The 16910-nt window shown below is 74.6% G+C and carries 13 protein-coding genes and 1 riboswitch; of the genes, 9 read left to right on the top strand and 4 right to left on the bottom strand.

Translation table 11 applies throughout. The features are described 5' to 3' along the window. The first annotated feature begins 33 nt into the window (after positions 1-33). From O7608_RS21665 to O7608_RS21680, 4 genes are all read left to right on the top strand, one after another. Entirely contained in the window at positions 34-435 is a 402-nt protein-coding gene (locus O7608_RS21665) for a PPOX class F420-dependent oxidoreductase (RefSeq protein ID WP_289206349.1), read from the top strand. 127 nt (positions 436-562) lie between these two features. Further along, complete coding sequence (gene cbiE / locus O7608_RS21670; protein WP_289206350.1) at positions 563-1792, top strand: precorrin-6y C5,15-methyltransferase (decarboxylating) subunit CbiE; 1230 nt, start codon at positions 563-565, stop codon at positions 1790-1792. After that, positions 1789-2532, top strand: a complete 744-nt coding sequence (gene cobM / locus O7608_RS21675; RefSeq protein WP_289206351.1) for a precorrin-4 C(11)-methyltransferase — start codon at positions 1789-1791, stop codon at positions 2530-2532. The genes cbiE and cobM overlap by 4 nt, the downstream gene beginning before the upstream one ends. Further along, positions 2529-3320, top strand: a complete 792-nt coding sequence (locus O7608_RS21680) for a cobalt-precorrin-6A reductase (protein ID WP_289206352.1) — start codon at positions 2529-2531, stop codon at positions 3318-3320. Before cobM ends, O7608_RS21680 begins: the two co-directional genes overlap by 4 nt. On the opposite strand, the gene O7608_RS21685 is transcribed toward O7608_RS21680, so the two are convergent. Genes O7608_RS21685 through O7608_RS21695 form a run of 3 tightly spaced genes read right to left on the bottom strand, consistent with a single transcriptional unit; the run spans position 3308 to position 6728 of the window. Then, on the bottom strand, positions 3308-4831 hold the full coding sequence (locus O7608_RS21685; protein WP_289206353.1) for a precorrin-2 C(20)-methyltransferase: 1524 nt from the start codon (positions 4829-4831) through the stop codon (positions 3308-3310). The genes O7608_RS21680 and O7608_RS21685 overlap by 13 nt on opposite strands. Then, complete coding sequence (locus O7608_RS21690) at positions 4828-5463, bottom strand: precorrin-8X methylmutase (protein WP_289206354.1); 636 nt, start codon at positions 5461-5463, stop codon at positions 4828-4830. The genes O7608_RS21685 and O7608_RS21690 overlap by 4 nt, the downstream gene beginning before the upstream one ends. Beyond that, complete coding sequence (locus O7608_RS21695) at positions 5463-6728, bottom strand: ferredoxin-like domain-containing protein (RefSeq protein ID WP_289206355.1); 1266 nt, start codon at positions 6726-6728, stop codon at positions 5463-5465. Before O7608_RS21695 ends, O7608_RS21690 begins: the two co-directional genes overlap by 1 nt. A gap of 118 nt (positions 6729-6846) precedes the next feature. Next, positions 6847-6973: riboswitch (cobalamin riboswitch) on the top strand. Between the two features lie 57 nt (positions 6974-7030). Between O7608_RS21695 and cobN the strand changes: the two genes are divergently transcribed. The 4 genes from cobN (at position 7031) to O7608_RS21715 (ending at position 13857) form a co-directional block, all read left to right on the top strand. Next, a complete protein-coding gene (gene cobN / locus O7608_RS21700) occupies positions 7031-10687 on the top strand; it encodes a cobaltochelatase subunit CobN (RefSeq protein ID WP_289206356.1) in 3657 nt (1218 codons plus the stop codon). A 48-nt stretch (positions 10688-10735) separates the two neighbouring features. Further along, the gene (locus O7608_RS21705) at positions 10736-11707 is read left to right on the top strand and encodes a pirin family protein (protein ID WP_289206357.1); all 972 of its coding nucleotides are present in this window, start codon (positions 10736-10738) and stop codon (positions 11705-11707) included. A 136-nt stretch (positions 11708-11843) separates the two neighbouring features. Next, on the top strand, positions 11844-12596 hold the full coding sequence (locus tag O7608_RS21710) for a lytic polysaccharide monooxygenase (RefSeq protein ID WP_289206358.1): 753 nt from the start codon (positions 11844-11846) through the stop codon (positions 12594-12596). 22 nt (positions 12597-12618) lie between these two features. Further along, a complete protein-coding gene (locus O7608_RS21715; RefSeq protein ID WP_289206359.1) occupies positions 12619-13857 on the top strand; it encodes an MFS transporter in 1239 nt (412 codons plus the stop codon). Positions 13858-13911: 54 nt separating this feature from the next. Here the strand turns inward: O7608_RS21715 and O7608_RS21720 are convergent, their stop codons facing one another. Continuing rightward, positions 13912-14598 (bottom strand): DUF4352 domain-containing protein, encoded by a 687-nt coding sequence (locus O7608_RS21720; RefSeq protein ID WP_289206360.1) that lies wholly within the window; start codon positions 14596-14598, stop codon positions 13912-13914. 376 nt (positions 14599-14974) lie between these two features. Between O7608_RS21720 and O7608_RS21725 the strand changes: the two genes are divergently transcribed. After that, positions 14975-16888, top strand: coding sequence for a family 10 glycosylhydrolase (locus O7608_RS21725; RefSeq protein WP_289206361.1), 1914 nt, complete (start codon positions 14975-14977; stop codon positions 16886-16888). Positions 16889-16910: the final 22 nt, after the last annotated feature.

The following is a 16910-nucleotide window of genomic DNA, read 5'->3' on the forward strand; positions in this document are numbered from 1 at the left end:
ACGCCCGGGCCCGACGGTGCGACAATGCCCCTGATGAGCACCTCGGAATCCTGGTTCAGCGACGCACTGGTCGACTTCTGGCGCGAGCGACATCTGTGCACGCTCACCACCCTGCGCCGCGACGGCACCCCGCACGTCGCACCGGTCGGGGTGACCGTCGACCCGGACACCGGCACCGCCCGGGTGATCACCTCCGGCGGATCCCGCAAGGCCGCCCACGTGCGGGCCAGCGGAGCCGACGGTGCCCGGGTGGCGGTGTGCCAGGTGGACGGGGCGCGGTGGTCGACGCTGGAAGGCATCGCCCGGGTCCACGACGACCCGCAGACCGTACGGGACGCGGAGCAGCGCTACGCCCAGCGGTACCGGGTGCCACGCCCCAACCCCCAGCGGGTGGTGATCGTGATCACGATCACCCGGCGGCTCGGCAACGTCTGAGGTCCCGACGGGCCGCCAGCACCGGCTGGTCCCGCCCGGCACCGCCGGAGCCGGCAGCGGCCCCACCGACCGTACCGGCGACAGGGCGACTACCCCGACAGCCGGGGCACCGGTTACGGTCGCAGCCATGCCACCCGTCGCCACGCCCGCCAGGATCACCGTCGTCGGCATCGGCGCCGACGGATGGGACGGGCTCTGCGGCGCCGGCCGGGCGGCGCTGCGGCGGGCCGACGTCCTCATGGGCAGCCGGCGGCAGATCGATGTGGTGCCGCCACCGCACCGGCCGGCGACGACCGTCACCTGGCCCACCCCACTGCTGACCCACCTGCCCCGGTTGCTCGACGAGCATCAGGGGCGACGGCTCGTCGTACTGGCCAGTGGCGACCCCATGCACTTCGGCATCGGGGCCACGCTGATGCGACTCGTCGGTGCCGACCGGGTACACGCGGTGCCGCACCCGTCGGCGGCCTCGCTGGCCTGCGCCCGTCTCGGCTGGCCGGTCGAGGAGACCGACGTGGTCAGCACCGTCGGGCGCCCGGTGCAGCTGCTGCACCCACGGGTGCAGCCCGACCGCCGGCTGCTGGTGCTCAGCGCCGGCCCGCACACCCCCGGCGAGGTGGCCGCCCTGCTCACCGCCCGCGGCTACGGCCCGAGCACCCTGACCCTGCTCGAACAGCTCGGCGGCCCCAGCGAACGGATCCGGGTCGGCACCGCCGCCGACTGGGCCGGTCCGCAGGCCGATCCGCTCAACGTGGTCGCCGTGCACTGCCGGCCCGCACCGGACGCGCCGACCCTGCCGACCGTGCCGGGACTACCCGACGACACCTACCGACACGACGGTCAACTGACCAAACGGGAGGTCCGGGCGATCACCCTCGCCCGGCTGGCACCGGCACCGGGACAACTGCTCTGGGACGTCGGCGCCGGCTCGGGCAGCATCGCCATCGAATGGGCCCGGGTACACCCGCAGTGCCGCGCGATCGCCGTCGAACGGCACCCGCAGCGCGCCGAGCGGATCACCACCAACGCGGCCGCGCTCGGCGTACCAGGGGTGCGGGTCCTCGTCGCCGACGCCCCGGCCGCGCTGGCCGGACTGCCACCACCCGACGCGGTCTTCGTCGGTGGCGGGGTGACCACCGCCGGACTGCTCGAATCCGCCTGGGCGGCGCTGCGGCCGGGTGGCCGGCTGGTCGCCAACGCGGTCACCATGGAGTCCGAGGTGCTCCTCGCCGACTGGTACGCCCGGCACGGCGGGGACCTCACCCGGATCGCGATCAGTCGGGCCGCGCCGGTCGGCGGCTTCACCGGTTGGCGCCCGGCGCGGCCGGTCACCCAGTGGGCGGTGCACCGCCGGTGACCGTCCACTTCGTCGGGGCCGGCCCCGGTGCCGCCGACCTGATCACCGTCCGTGGCCGCGAGGTCATCGCGACCAGCCCGGTCTGCCTGTACGCCGGCAGCCTCGTGCCGACCGCGCTGCTCGCCCACTGCCCACCGGACGCCCGGCTGGTCGACACGGCCCGGCTGACCCTCGACGAGATCGTCGCCGAGATGGTCGACGCGCACGCGGCCGGGCACGACGTGGCCCGGCTGCACTCCGGTGACCCGTCGGTGTTCAGCGCCGTCGCCGAACAGATCCGCCGGTTGGCGGCGGCCGGGGTGCCGTACCGGATCGTCCCGGGGGTGCCGGCGTTCGCCGCCGCGGCCGCCGCGCTCGGCCGGGAGTTGACCGTTCCCGAGGTCGGGCAGACGGTGATCCTGACCCGGGTGTCGGCCCGGTCGACCCCGATGCCCCCCGGTGAGGAACTGGCCGTCCTCGGTGCCAGCCGGGCGACCCTGGTGCTGCACCTGGCGGTGCAGCGCATCGACGCGGTCGTCGCCGACCTGGTGCCGCACTACGGCGTGGACTGTCCGGTGGCGGTGGTGGCGCGGGCCAGCCGACCCGACGAGGTGGTACTGCGCGGCACCCTGGCCGACATCGCCGCCGCCGTGCACGCCGCCGGCATCGTCCGCACCGCGGTGATCGTCGTCGGCGCGGTGCTCACCGCCGCCGGTTTCCCCGACAGCCACCTGTACAGCGCCGACCGGTGCCGGCCGTGACCGATCACCGGCCCGGCCCGGACGGCGGGCCCCGGGTGCTCATTCTCGGCGGCACCGCCCAGGCTCGTCAGCTCGCCGCCGCGTTGGCGGCCGACCCGGCGGCGCGGGTGGTGACCTCGCTCGCCGGCCGGGTCGCCCGGCCCCGGCTGCCGCACGGCGAGACCCGCGTCGGTGGTTTCGGCGGACCGGACGGGCTGGCCCGCTGGCTGCGGGCCGAACACATCGGCGCGGTGGTCGACGCCACCCACCCGTTCGCCACCCGGATCTCCGCCTCGGCGGTGCGGGCCTGCGCGCTGGCCGGTACGCCGCTGCTGGTGCTGCGCCGGCCCGGCTGGGTCGCCGGTGCGGGCGACGTCTGGCACCGGGTGCCGGACCTGGGCGCGGCCGCCGCCGCCCTGCCCCGGTTGGGCACCCGGGCGATGCTCACCACCGGTCGGCAGAGTCTGGCCGCCTTCGCGCCGCTGGCCGGGATCTTCTTCCTGATCCGTACGGTGGACCCACCGCAGCCGCCGCTGCCCGCCGACCGGGTGCTGCTGCTCGACCGCGGCCCGTACACCGTGGACGGCGAGCGGGCGCTGATGCGCGCGCACGCCATCGACGTGCTGGTGACCAAGGACAGCGGCGGCGACGAGACGTCCGCCAAACTGGTCGCCGCGCGCGAGCTCGGACTCCCGGTGCTGATGGTCGACCGGGCCGCCGCGCCGTCCGCGCCGACGGTCGCCGACGTCGACGCCGCCCTGACCTGGCTCGCCGACCTCGGCGTGGCGGCGGGCGCTCAGCCCGGGTAGTGCCGTGGGGTGAACACCACCGGCGGCCCGGCGGCGTCGTGGCTGACCTGGGTCGCCGACGAGCCGACGATCAGCAGGGTCCGCATGTCGACCATGGCCGGATCCAGGTCGGCCAACGCCACCACGTCGACGCGTTCACCCGGACCGCCGACGTCGCGGCCCACCACCACCGGGGTGTGTGCCGACCGGTGCTCCAGCAGCAGGTCCCGGGCCCTGGCCAGCTGCCAGGTCCGGCTGCGCGACGCCGGGTTGTAGATCGCGATCACCAGGTCGGCGCGGGCAGCGGCGAGCAGCCGCCGTTCGATCACCGGCCAGGGCTTGAGCCGGTCCGACAGGGACAGCACGCAGTAGTCGTGCCCGAGTGGTGCCCCCACCCGGCTGGCCACCGCCTGGGCGGCGGTCACCCCGGGCAGCACCCGGACCGGCACGTCCTTCCAGCGGGGCTCGGCGGCGACCTCCAGCACCGCCGTGGCCATCGCGAACACCCCGGGATCACCGGAGGAGACCACCGCGACCCGGGCTCCGTCGGCCGCCAACCGCAGCGCGTGGGCGGCGCGCTGCGCCTCGACCTGGTTGTCCGAGGGGTGCCGGCGTTGCCGGGGGTTGGCCGGCACCCGGTCCAGGTATGGTCCGTAGCCGACCAGGTCGTCGGCGGCCGCGAGGGCGGCCTGCGCCTGCGGGGTGATCCAGTCCCGGCCGGCCGGGCCGAGGCCGACCACCACCACCTCGCCCCGGCCCGACCGGTCGGGCTCGGCGGGGCCCGCCGCGACGGTGCCGCCGCGTCGGCTGGCCAGCAGCGCGAGGGAGAAGTACGGCACCGTCGCCGGGTCGACGTCGGCCAGCGGCGCGACGCGTTGCCCGCCGGTGCTGGCCCGCTCGACGTACCAGGCGTCGTCGAGGCGGCCGGCGGCGGTCAACGCGTCGCGGACGGCCGGGAAGGTCCGACCCAGCTTGAGTACGGCGGCGGCGTCGGTGTCGGCCAACCGCCGGGTCAGCTCCCCGCCGTCGAGGGTGCCGGGCAGGACGGTCAGCACCTCGTCGGCCTCGACCAGCGGCCGGCCGAGTGCGGCGGCCGCCCCGCTCATCGAGGTGACCCCGGGCACCACCTCGGTCGGGTAGCGGTGCGCCAACCGCTTGTGCAGGTGCATGTAGGAGCCGTAGAACAGCGGATCGCCCTCGGCGAGCACGACCACGGTCCGACCGGCGTCGAGGTGGGCGGCGAGCCGTCGCGCGCAGTCGGCGTAGAACTCGTCCATCGCCGCCCGGTAGCCGCCGGGGTGGGTGCTGCGTTCGGTGGTCACCGGGTAGACCAGTGCCTCCTCGATCTGCCCGGCGCGCAGGTACGGCTCGGCGATGGACCGGGCGACGCTGCGGCCGTGCCGGGCGCTGTGGTGCACGATCACGTCGGCGGCGGTGATCAGCCGTGCCGCCTTCACGGTGACCAGTTCCGGGTCACCGGGGCCGAGGCCGACGCCGTACAGCCGACCCGTTGCGTCCTGCCGCGTGCTCAACGCCCCACCTGTCCCTCGTCGTCGCTGGCGATCGCGTTGAGCGCGGCCGCCGCCATCGCGCTACCCCCGCGTCGGCCCCGGACCACCAGGTGTTCCAGTCCACCATGGTCGGTCAGCGCCTGTTTGGACTCGGCGGCGCCGATGAAGCCGACCGGTACGCCGAGCACCGCCGCCGGCCGGCCGGCACCGGCGTCGACCAGCTCCAGCAGCCGGAACAGCGCGGTCGGCGCGTTGCCGACGGCCACCACCGCGCCGTCGAGATGGTCGACCCACAACTCGACGGCGGCGGCGCTGCGGGTGGTGCCGAGCTTGTCCGCCAACGCGGGCACCCGGGGGTCGGCCAGGGTGCACAGCACCGGGTTGGCGGCCGGCAGCCGGCGTCGGGTGACCCCGGCGGCCACCATCGTGGCGTCGCAGAGGATCGGCGCGCCGGCGCGCAGCGCGGCCCGGGCCGCCACCACCACCTGCGGCGAGAAGACCAGGTCGTCGACCAGGTCGACCATCCCGCAGGCGTGGATCATCCGGACGGCGACCCGGGCCTGTTCGGCGGTGAGCCGGCTCAGGTCGGCCTCGGCGCGGATGGTGGCGAACGACTGCCGGTAGATCTCGGCCCCGTCGCGGACGTGGTCCATCACGGCTCCTCGCGTGCGGTGCGGACGGCGGCGGCCAGCGCCGCCCCTGGTGGGACGTGGACGGTGGGGCGGCCGGGCGCGCTCACCTGGTAGCCGTCGCCGGTGGCGAGGACCCGCAGCGCCGGCCCCGCTGGGGTGCCGCAGCCGCGCTCACAGCCGATCCAGTGCACCGGCAGGTGCGCCCCGCCGGTCGGGTCCGGCCGTTCGGCGTGCGTCGCCGCCGCGTCGGCCCGTACGTCGGCCCGGGACCGGGCACAGCCGGGCCGGCCCGCGCAGGCGGTGACGCCGAGCCATGGCGACCCGGGATCGGTGTCGAGGCCCGCACGGTGCAGCCGGCGTGCCCAGCCGGGTGCGTCGGTGAGCCGGGGCAGCACCACGGTCCGCCACGGGGTGATCCGCGCCTGCGGTGCGGCGGCGGCGAGCAGGTCGGCCTGCGCGGCGGTGAGCCGACCCAGCGGTACGGCGAGCACGAGTGCCTGGTCGCCGTCGGGGCGGCGCAGCACGCCCACCGGCGGTACGCCGGACCGTCGCGGTGCGGTCGGCGGATCGGCCGCGACCCGGTGGACGCCCGGCGTGGTGGCGAGCGCCGCGACGAACCGTGCCAGTTCGGCGGCGGCGAGGTCGCCGATGCGCCAGATGGTGCCGGCCACGGCACGTTCGTCGGCGAGGAAGATCCGGGCGGCGGCGACCGCCACCCGGACCGCGTCGGTCGGCGTGGTCCGTAGGCCGTGGTCGACCCCGGCGAGCCGGATACCGACCCGGCCGTCCGACCCGGGCAGCAGGCCCACGTCGGGGCGCGCCGCGACGGTGGCGCCCCGGCCGTCGTCGACGGCGAACAGGAACCGGCCGGAGAGCCGGGCCAGGTCCGGCTGCGCGCAGATCGCCGCGTCGAGGGCGCGGACCTGCGCCGCGACGTCCCACCGAGGCACACTGTCCACACCGGCCAGTGGGGAGCCGAGGATGTTGCGGGCCCGGTCGTGTCCGGGTGCGGGCAGCAGCCCGGCCGCGCTCAGCCGGCCGGCGAGCACCCCGGCGGCGTCGGCGGCCACCCCCCGCAGTTGTACGTTGGCCCGACTGGTCAGCTCCAGGTGTCCGTCACCGAGGTCACGGGCGGCGGCGGCCAGTACGGTCAGCTGGCCGGCGGCTAGCAGCCCACCGGGGCAGCGGACCCGGGCGAGGTGCCCGTCGGCGGCCGGATGCAGCGCCAGCGTGCCGGGGCAGGCATCGGGGCCGCCCCGGACGGGCGGCAGCGGCGAGGCGGACACGCGGCGGATACTACGGGCTGCCACCGGGAGGCGACGCCCTCGCGGCGAATAGATCACACCTTGACGAAACGTCCCCGGGTCGTGACAGTGGTCGGTAGCCAACTGCGGCGGCAAGTGGAGGAAGCCGGTGTGATTCCGGCGCGGTCCCGCCACTGTCACCGGGGAGCGGACCCCACCGACGGCCACGGCCCCGATCCACGGGGCGGGAAGGCCGGGGCGAGCCTCGATCCGGGAGCCAGGAGACTCCGGTCGCCGCGACCGACGACCCGGGGCGCGGACCCCGAGGGAGGACCAGGCGTCCGATGATGCTACTTCTGTCCACTTCAGATACTGATCTGCTGAGTGGACGGGCCAGCGGTGCCGACTGGCGCCTGGCGAACCCGGCCCGGCTGTCGGTCGACGACCTCACGCCCCTGCTTGCCGACGTCGACCTCGTGGTGGTCCGGCTGCTCGGCGGCCGCCGGGCCTGGCCGGACGGACTGGACGCGCTGCTGACCGACGGACGCCCCGTGGTGGTACTCAGCGGCGAACAGGCACCCGACGCCGCCCTGATGGAGCTGTCCACCGTACCGGCCGGGGTGGCCGCCGAGGCCCACGCCTACCTGGCCCACGGCGGCCCGGCCAACCTGGCCGAACTGCACCGATTCCTGTCCGACACGGTGCTGCTCACCGGGCACGGCTTCGCCGCGCCGCGGCCGGCCCCGGAGTGGGGTGTGCTGGAACGCCCGAACGTGCCGACCGGACCGGGCCGGCCAACCGTGGCGGTGCTCTACTACCGGGCCCACCACCTGGCCGGCAACACCGGCTTCGTGCACGCGCTGTGCGACGCGATCGACGCGGCCGGCGGCCGACCGCTGCCGGTCTACTGCGCCTCGCTGCGCTCGCCCGACCCGCAGCTGCTGGCCACCCTGCGCCAGGCCGACGCCCTGGTGGTGACGGTGCTCGCCGCCGGCGGGACCAGACCGGCGACCGCTGGCGCCGGCGGCGACGACGCCTGGGACGTCGGCGCGCTCGCCGAACTGGACGTGCCGATCCTGCAGGGACTCTGCCTGACCAGCTCCCGGCAGACCTGGGCAGCCAGCGACGACGGGCTGTCCCCGTTGGACGCAGCGACCCAGGTGGCCATCCCCGAGTTCGACGGGCGGCTGATCACCGTGCCGTTCTCGTTCAAGGAGATCGACGCCGACGGGCTGTCGGTCTACGTCGCCGACCCGCAGCGGGCCGCCCGGGTTGCCGGCATCGCGGTCCGCCACGGCGCGCTGCGGCACATCGCGGCGGGCGACAAACGGATCGCGGTGCTGCTGTCGGCGTACCCGACCAAGCACGCCCGGATCGGCAACGCGGTAGGGCTCGACACCCCCGCCAGTGTGCTGGCGCTGCTGCGCACGTTGCGCGACGCCGGCTACGACGTCGGGCCGCCCGACGGCCCCGACGCGCTGCCGGGGCTGACCGACGGCGACGGCGACGCGTTGATGCACGCGCTGATCGCCGCCGGCGGGCAGGACCCGGACTGGCTCACCGAGGAGCAACTGGCCGGCAACCCGGTGCGCATCCCGGCCGCCGACTACCGTCGCTGGTACGCCGAGTTCCCGGCGCAGCTGCGCGAACAGGTCGAACGGCACTGGGGTCCGCCGCCGGGCGAGCTGTACGTCGACCGGTCCCGGGATCCGGACGGCGAGATCGTGCTGGCCGCGCTGCGTACCGGCAACATCGTGCTGCTGGTGCAGCCGCCGCGCGGCTTCGGGGCCAACCCGGTGGCCATCTACCACGACCCGGACCTGCCGCCGAGCCACCACTACCTGGCCGCGTACCGGTGGCTGGAGCACGGCTTCGGCGCGCACGCCGTGGTGCACGTCGGCAAGCACGGCAACCTGGAGTGGCTGCCGGGCAAGACCGTCGGGCTCAGCGCCGCCTGCGGGCCGGACGCCGCCCTCGGTGACCTGCCGCTGATCTACCCGTTCCTGGTCAACGACCCCGGCGAGGGCACCCAGGCCAAACGCCGGGCGCACGCGACCCTGATCGACCATCTGGTGCCGCCGATGGCCCGGGCGGACAGTTACGGCGACATCGCCCGGCTGGAGCAGCTGCTCGACGAGCACGCGAACATCGCCGCCCTGGACCCGGCGAAACTGCCGGCGATCCGGGCGCAGATCTGGACGCTGATCCAGGCCGCCCGGCTCGACCACGACCTCGGCCTGGACGACCGGCCGCACGACGCCGAGTTCGACGACTTCCTGCTGCACGTCGACGGGTGGCTCTGCGAGGTCAAGGACGTGCAGATCCGCGACGGGCTGCACGTGCTCGGGGCGGCCCCGGTCGGCGCGCCCCGGGTCGATCTGGTCCTGGCGATGCTGCGGGCCCGGCAGATGTGGGCCGGGCAGGTCGCCGCGCTGCCGGGCCTGCGGGAGGCGCTGGGCCTGGACGAGTCCGGGGCCGACCGCGACGGCACCGACGCCGCCGAGGCCACCGCCCGGGAGCTGGTCGCGGCGATGGAGGCACGCGGTTGGCGGCCGGACGCCGCCGCCGAGGTCACCACCGCCGTGCTCGGCGGACCCGACCCGGACCGGCCGTCCGGCGGCGACGCCGATTCCGAAGGCGAGCGGACCGCGCTGGTCACCCGGATCCTGCGCTTCGCGGCGACCGAGGTGGTGCCCCGGCTGGCCCGTACCACCGACGAGCTGACCCACGTCACGCACGCGCTGGCCGGCGGGTACGTGCCGGCCGGGCCGAGCGGGTCGCCGCTGCGCGGGTTGATCAACGTGCTGCCGACCGGACGCAACTTCTACTCGGTGGATCCGAAGGCGGTGCCGAGCCGGCTCGCCTGGGAGACCGGGCAGGCGATGGCCGAGTCGCTGCTGGCCCGCTACCGGGCCGACACCGGCGACTGGCCCCGCTCGGTGGGGCTGTCGGTGTGGGGCACGTCGGCGATGCGGACCTCCGGCGACGACATCGCCGAGGTGCTGGCGCTGCTCGGCGTACGGCCGGTGTGGGACGAGGCGTCGCGGCGGGTGACCGGCGTCACGGTGGTCCCGGCCGAGGAGCTGGGCCGGCCGCGCATCGACGTGACGGTGCGGATCTCGGGCTTCTTCCGCGACGCGTTCCCGCATGTGGTGGCCATGTTGGACGACGCGGTCCGACTGGTCGCGGCCCTCGACGAGCCCGACGAGGTGAACTTCGTCGCCGCGCACGCCCGCGCCGACCTGGCCGCCCACGGCGACACCCGGCGGGCCACCATGCGGATCTTCGGCTCCAAGCCGGGCACCTACGGTGCCGGGCTGCTGCAGCTGATCGACAGCCGCAACTGGCGCGACGACGCCGACCTGGCCGAGGTGTACGCGGTGTGGGGCGGCTACGCCTACGGCCGGGACCTCGACGGCGCGCCGGCCCGCGACCAGATGGAGTCGGCGTACCGGCGGATCGCGGTCGCGGCGAAGAACATCGACACCCGCGAACACGACATCGCCGACTCCGACGACTACTTCCAGTACCACGGCGGCATGATCGCCACCGTCCGGGCGTTGACCGGGTCGGCCCCGGCGGCCTACGTCGGCGACAGCACCCGGCCGGAGGCGGTGCGCACCCGCGCCCTGCACGAGGAGACCGCTCGCATCTTCCGGGCCCGGGTGGTGAACCCGCGCTGGCTGGCGGCGATGCGCCGGCACGGCTACAAGGGGGCGTTCGAGCTGGCCGCCACCGTCGACTACCTGTTCGGCTACGACGCCACCGCCGGGGTGGTGGCCGACTGGATGTACGACAAACTGGCCGAGACGTACGTGCTCGACGAGGTCAATCAGCGGTTCCTGACCGAGTCGAACCCGTGGGCGTTGCACGGCATCACCGAGCGGCTGCTGGAGGCGGCCGACCGCAAACTGTGGGAGTACCCCGACCCGGCGGTGCTGGACGGGCTGCGGGAGGTGTTCCTGCGGACCGAGGGCGACCTGGAGGACCGCGCCGGGTGACCGCGCATCCCGGCGGCGGCCCGGCGGCATCCCGCGTAGGGTCGAGGCATGAGTGCGGCGGCGTCGGGAAGCATCCGGTACGACGGGACCACGGTCGCCGGTGCGCAGCCGGAAAGCGTCCTGCTACCCGGCCACGATGTACCGTTGGGCCGCTACACGACGGTCCGGCGGCTGCTGCCGCAGCGACCCCGGCGGATGGTCGGTGCCTGGTGTTTCGTCGACCACTTCGGGCCCGACGACGTGGCCGGGCGGCCCGGCATGCAGATTCCGCCGCACCCGCACACCGGGTTGCAGACGGTGACCTGGCTCGTCGACGGGGAGATCCTGCACCGCGACAGCCTGGGCAGCGTGCAGCCGATCGTGCCGGGGCAGCTCAACCTGATGACCGCCGGGCACGGCATCGCCCACTCGGAGCAGTCGCCGCCCGCGCATCCGCCGGTCATGCACGGGCTGCAACTGTGGGTGGCGCTACCCGAGGCCGCCCGGCACGGCGAGCCCCGGTTCGCGCACCATGCCGCGCTGCCGCAGGTCACCGCCGGCGACGCGCGGATCACCGTCGTGGTCGGCGAGTACGCCGACGTCCGGTCCCCGGCCGAGATGGCCAGCCCGATCGTCGGAGCACAGATCGACATCGACACCGACACCTCCGTCGCGCTGACGCTGCGCGACGATTTCGAGTACGCCCTGCTGGCGATGTCCGGCACGGCCCGCGTCGACGGGACGGAGCTGGCCCCGGGTGGGCTGCTCTACCTGGGCGAGGGCCGGTCGGCGTCGACGGTGACCACCGACGGCCCGGCCCGACTGTTCCTGCTCGGCGGTGAACCGTTCGACGAGCCGCTCGTCATGTGGTGGAACTTCGTCGCCCGCAGCCACGAGGAGTTGGTGGCGGCCCGCGACGACTGGGCGGCCGGCCGGCGGTTCGGCACGGTGGCCGGCTGCGTGGACGCCCCGCTGCCGGCCCCGGAGATGCCGACCACCCGGATCAAGGCCCGCGACCGGCACGGTCGCACCGTCGGCTGACCGTCGCACGGCGACTCACGGGCGTCGACGTATCGAAATTCTTCGTTCACAATCTTTACTGTTAACTGTCTTTACGCTAACTTCGTCGGCAACGGCCGGCCGCCCCCACCGCCACCCACGACGTGCGGAGCGCCCCATGCAACGACGACTTCTCCTGCCCCTGCTCGCCACCGGCACCATCCTCGGCACCCTGCTGGTCGCCACGCCGGCCAGCGCCCACGGCTACGTCTCCTACCCGCCCAGCCGACAGGCGATGTGCGCGCAGGGCCGGGTCGCCAACTGCGGCCCGATCGTGTGGGAGCCGCAGAGCGTCGAAGGCCCCAAGGGGCAGCGCACCTGCCACGGCGGGGTGAGCCGGTTCGCCATTCTCGACGACGACAGCGTCAACTGGCCGGCCACCACGGTCGGCGGGGCGGCCACCTTCACCTGGACGCTGACCGCCCGGCATGCCACCAGCACCTGGGAGTACTTCGTCGGCAGCACCCGGATCGCCGTGTTCGACGACGGTGGCCGGCAGCCCAACGCCACCGTGTCGCACACCGTGCACCTCGGTGGCCGCACCGGCCGGCACAAAGTGCTGGCGATCTGGAATGTCGCCGACACCACGAACGCCTTCTACTCCTGCGTGGACGTCCAGATCGGGGCCGGGCCCGGCCCGTCGCCGACCCCGCCACCGCCGTCACCCACTCCGACGCCACCGCCGCCGACCACCGCGCCACCGACCACCGCGCCGCCCGGCCAGCCCGGTGGCACCTGGGCCGCCGGCACTGCGTACCAGGTCGGTGCCGTCGTCAGCTACGCCGGCGTCGACTACCGGTGCCGGCAGGCACACACCGCCCTCGTCGGTTGGGAACCGCCGAACGTGCCGGCACTGTGGCAGCGGCTCTGACCGGTCGGTGCATGATGTACACATGTCGCAACCGCTCGGTCGACCGTTCTGGCGGTTCTGGAGCGCCGCCACCCTCGCCAACATCGGTGACGGGATCCGCCTCGCCGCACTCCCGCTGCTGGCCCTGTCGCTGACCGGGGACCCGCTCGGGCTGGCCGTCGTCGCCACCGCGCAGACCCTGCCCTGGCTCGTCGCCGGGCTGGCCGCCGGCGCGCTCGCCGACCGGGTCGCGCCGCGTACGCTGCTCGCCGCCGCCGACACGGTACGCGCCCTGCTGCTGGTGGCCCTGGTGGCGACGGTGGCCACCGGCACCGCCACCATCGCCCTGGTCGCCGTCTGCGCGTTCGGTCTCGGCGTCGGCGAGGCGGTACGGGACACCGCCGGTCAGGTGGCGGTGCCGAAACTGGTGCCGCCGGCCGCGCTGGAGCGGGCCAACGGCCGGCTCACCGCCGGCACCATCGTCGGCAACGAGTTCGTCGGCCCACCGGTCGGTGCCGCGCTGTTCGTCGTCGGCGCGGCCGTACCGTTCGCGGCCAACGGGGCCAGCCTGGCGCTCGCCGTGATGCTGGTGCTGTCGCTGCCGCTGAGCCTGGCCCGTACTCCCACGGCCACGGCTGCCGCCGCGACCGCCGCCGCGACCGCCGCCGCGACGGTCGGCCCGAGCGTCCGGGCCGGGCTGGGCTGGCTGGCCCGCCACCGGACGCTGCGCGCCCTGGCGCTGGTGGTCGCGGCGGTCGCCGCCGCCGACGCCGCCTGGTTCGCGATCTTCCTGCTGTACGCCCGGGACGTGCTCGGTGTCGGCGCGCTCGGCTACGGCCTGCTGCTGTCCGCCGGGGCAGGTGGCGGGCTGGCCGGGGCGTTCCTGGCCGACCGGCTGGTCGCCGGCCGCCGGCACCGGCTGGTGTTGGCGGTCTCCCTGGCGGTCACCGCCGGGGTGCCGGCGCTGCTCATCGCCGTACCGCAGATCTGGGTGGCGGTGATGGTGACCGTGGTGTCCAGCGGCGCGTTCGCGGTGCTGAACATCTGCGCGGCGGCACTACGGCAGCGCACCGTACCGGACGGACTGCTGGGGCGGGTGACGGCGGCGTCCAAGACGCTGATCTACGGTGCCGCCGGCGGTGGTGCACTGCTCGGTGGCGCGCTGGCCGCCGGGGTCGGGCTGGCCGCCCCGTTCGGCTTCGCCGGGCTGGTCGCCGTGGTCGCCACCGCCGGCTGGTGGCTGGCCACCCGGGGCGACGCACCACTGGTGCAGCCAGCCTGATCACCGGATCATTCTACTGCCGGCGACGTGCCCGACCCGGTTCCGGACCGACAGTCAGTTGAGGCGCACGGTGACGCCGCCGGAGAACATCGAGTCATGCAGTTCCAGAGAGACGAGGTCGACGCCCTTCGGCACGTCGAAGGCGACGATGGCGGTCACCTGGTTCCCGGGGTTGATCTCGGTCAGGAAGGACTCGGCATCCTGGTTGACCGCGAGCCCGGCGGAAGTGTCCGCCTCGAACCGCCGGCCGTCCTTGTCGAAGGCGCGCTGGCTACCGTCGTGGAAGGTCCGGGCCTCGTCGCCGATATTGGTGACAAGCATTGTCACCAGGCAGTACTGTCCCTGCGCGGTCTCGGTGAAGAACCCGCTACCGACCTTGGACTTGCCGCATTCGATCTTGTTGACAACGAACTCGAACTTGCCATCGCGGACCGGGTCGCCGATCCCCGGCTCCGCTGCCGGAGCAGGAGGGGGCGCTTCCTCGGCAGGGGCGTCAGGCTCGCCGCCGTCCGCAGGCGCGACTGCCGTATCGGTCCCGTCCTGAGACACCTCACCCTCGGCAGCCGACTCCACCTGTTGCTCGGTCCCGCTGCGGGCAGTCGACGTCGTCTCGTCGGTGGACCCGTTGAACGCGCCGATGAGCGCGCCGCCACCGCAGCAGAACAGGACGACCACGGCAGCGATGATCCCGACGATCCCGAGCGGCGTCAGTTTGCCCCGGCCCGGTGGCACCGGCTGCACGGGAACGCCGTACGGGGGTGCGGTCCCGGGGTGGTGGGCCCCCGGCGGGTAGCCACCAGGCGGCAGGGGAACAGGCGGGTACGGCCCCGGGTTCGGGTTGCCGTATCCACCAGGCGGGTTCGAAGGCGGGTAAGTCACCGGCTCACTATCGGTGATCGGCGATGACGCTCGCATGGGCCGGCCGGCTCCAACAAGATCCACTATCGCTCGCTGAATGCCCTCCCACCAGCGCAGACGCGGCGACGGGTAGGCGGGATCAGCCACCCTGACGGCGAAACGCCCACTACCCAAACGGCTATGATGCACACGATCTGTTGACCGACCGGTGCCGCAGGCGCGACGGTGCGATAACGGTATGTGCGCCACCCTTGCGGCCATGTCAGCAGCAGGTCCTCCGCCGAAGCGGCAGTTCCGGGGCTTCTGGCTGGCGACGGTCGCCAACCTGGACTGGCCGAGCCGACCCGGACTGACGCCGGACGCCCAGCAGGCGGAGCTGCGCGGCTGGCTCGACCTGGCCCGGCAGCTGCGCTGCAACGCCGTCGTCGTGCAGGTACGCCCGAGCGCCGACGCGCTCTGGCCGTCGCCGTACGAGCCGTGGTCGGCGGTGCTCACCGGCCAGCAGGGCACCCACCCCGGCTACGACCCGCTGGGTGTGCTGGTCGACGAGGCACACGCCCGCAACCTGGAACTGCACGCCTGGTGCAACCCGTACCGGGTCGCCAACCACGCCGACCCGACCCGGCTGGTCGCCGGCCATCCGGCCCGCCGCGACCCGGAGTGGGTCATCGCGTACGCCGGCCGGCTCTACTACGACCCGGGCCAACCGGCGGTACGGTCGTTCGTCCAGGACGCGATGCTCGACGCGGTCACCCGCTACGACGTCGACGCGCTGCACTGGGACGACTACTTCTACCCGTACCCGGTCGCCGGGGAGACCTTCGCCGACCAGGCCAGCTTCGCCGCGTACGGGGCCGGCTTCGACAGCCTCGCCGCGTGGCGCCGGCACAACGTCGACCTGCTCGTCGCGCAGATGAGCGACCGGCTGCGGGCGGTCAAGCCGTGGGTGCGCTTCGGCATCAGCCCGTTCGGCATCTGGCGCAACGCCGCCACCGACCCGCTCGGTTCGCGGACGAACGGGTTGCAGTCCTACGACGCGATCCACGCCGACAGCCGCCGCTGGGTGCGGGAACAGTGGATCGACTACATCGCTCCGCAGTTGTACTGGCACCTCGGCCACCCGGCCGCCGACTACACCGAGCTGGTCCGCTGGTGGTCGGCGACGGTGTCGGGTACCAGTGTGGAGTTGCTCGTCGGGCAGTCGACCTACCGGGTCGGCGTCGCCGGGCAGGACCCGGCCTGGCAGGACCCGGCCGAGCTGAGCCGGCACCTGACGCTGCACCACAGCTACCCGCAGGTCCGCGGCGACCTGCAGTTCAGCGGCAAGGACGTGCGCGCCGACCGGCTCGGCGGGGTCAGCCGGCTGGTCGCCGACCACTACGCCCGGCCCGCGCTGGTGCCGGTCGCAGCCGGGCGCGGCGGCGTACCGGCCCCGGGCAGCACGCCGCCGCCGCCGGCGATCACCGCCGCGACCCGCACCCCGACCGGGGTACGGCTGGACTGGCTCGCCGCGACCGGCGCCACCGTCCCGACGGCGTACGCGCTCTACCGCTGCCCCGGCACCGACGCGGCCGACCCGACCGCGTTCGACGACGCCCGGCACCTGCTGGCGACGGTACGGGCCACCGGCACCGGCGGCTCCTTCACCGACGTGACGGCGGCGCACGGTTCTGCGTACACGTATCTTGTCGCCGCCCTGGACCGCCAGCACCGGGAGAGCCCGACCGGGCCGGCGCGGGTGCTGGCCGCCGGCAGCGACGCGTTCAGCGTGATCGTCGACAACGGCACGCCGGGCGGATTCACCGCCAGCGCCGCCTGGGGCACGTCGAGCTGGTCGGCCGGACGCTACGGCGCCGACTACCGGTTCACCAGCCCGCAGCCGGTCAGCGACCCGGCCTGGTTCACCGTCACCGTGCCCGCGGCCGGCAGCTACCGCGTCGACGTGTGGCATCCGGCGGCGTCGGGCTACCACCCGGCCGCGCCGCATCTGGTGCAGACCACCACCGGGCTGGTCAGCCGGCCGGTGGATCAACGCACCGGCGGCGGCCGGTGGCGGGAGCTGGGTGTCTTCGCGCTGGCGGCGGGGCGGCGGCCGGTGGTCGGGGTGAGCCGGTGGGCACCGGCCGGCGGCCACATCGTCGCCGACGCGGTACGCCTGACCCGGGTCGGCTGACACGGGGTCCTACACTGCCCGC

Source organism: Solwaraspora sp. WMMA2056 (genome assembly GCF_030345095.1).
GTDB lineage: Bacteria > Actinomycetota > Actinomycetes > Mycobacteriales > Micromonosporaceae > Micromonospora_E.

What these genes read in the sequence shown, in the direction of transcription:
- O7608_RS21665 (WP_289206349.1), top strand. Translation starts at nt 34, where the DNA reads ATGAGCACCTCGGAATCCTGGTTCAGCGACGCACTGGTCGACTTCTGG.
- cbiE (WP_289206350.1), top strand. Translation starts at nt 563, where the DNA reads ATGCCACCCGTCGCCACGCCCGCCAGGATCACCGTCGTCGGCATCGGC.
- O7608_RS21690 (WP_289206354.1), bottom strand. Translation starts at nt 5,463, where the DNA reads ATGGACCACGTCCGCGACGGGGCCGAGATCTACCGGCAGTCGTTCGCC.
- cobN (WP_289206356.1), top strand. Translation starts at nt 7,031, where the DNA reads ATGATGCTACTTCTGTCCACTTCAGATACTGATCTGCTGAGTGGACGG.
- O7608_RS21705 (WP_289206357.1), top strand. Translation starts at nt 10,736, where the DNA reads ATGAGTGCGGCGGCGTCGGGAAGCATCCGGTACGACGGGACCACGGTC.
- O7608_RS21710 (WP_289206358.1), top strand. Translation starts at nt 11,844, where the DNA reads ATGCAACGACGACTTCTCCTGCCCCTGCTCGCCACCGGCACCATCCTC.
- O7608_RS21715 (WP_289206359.1), top strand. Translation starts at nt 12,619, where the DNA reads ATGTCGCAACCGCTCGGTCGACCGTTCTGGCGGTTCTGGAGCGCCGCC.
- O7608_RS21725 (WP_289206361.1), top strand. Translation starts at nt 14,975, where the DNA reads ATGTCAGCAGCAGGTCCTCCGCCGAAGCGGCAGTTCCGGGGCTTCTGG.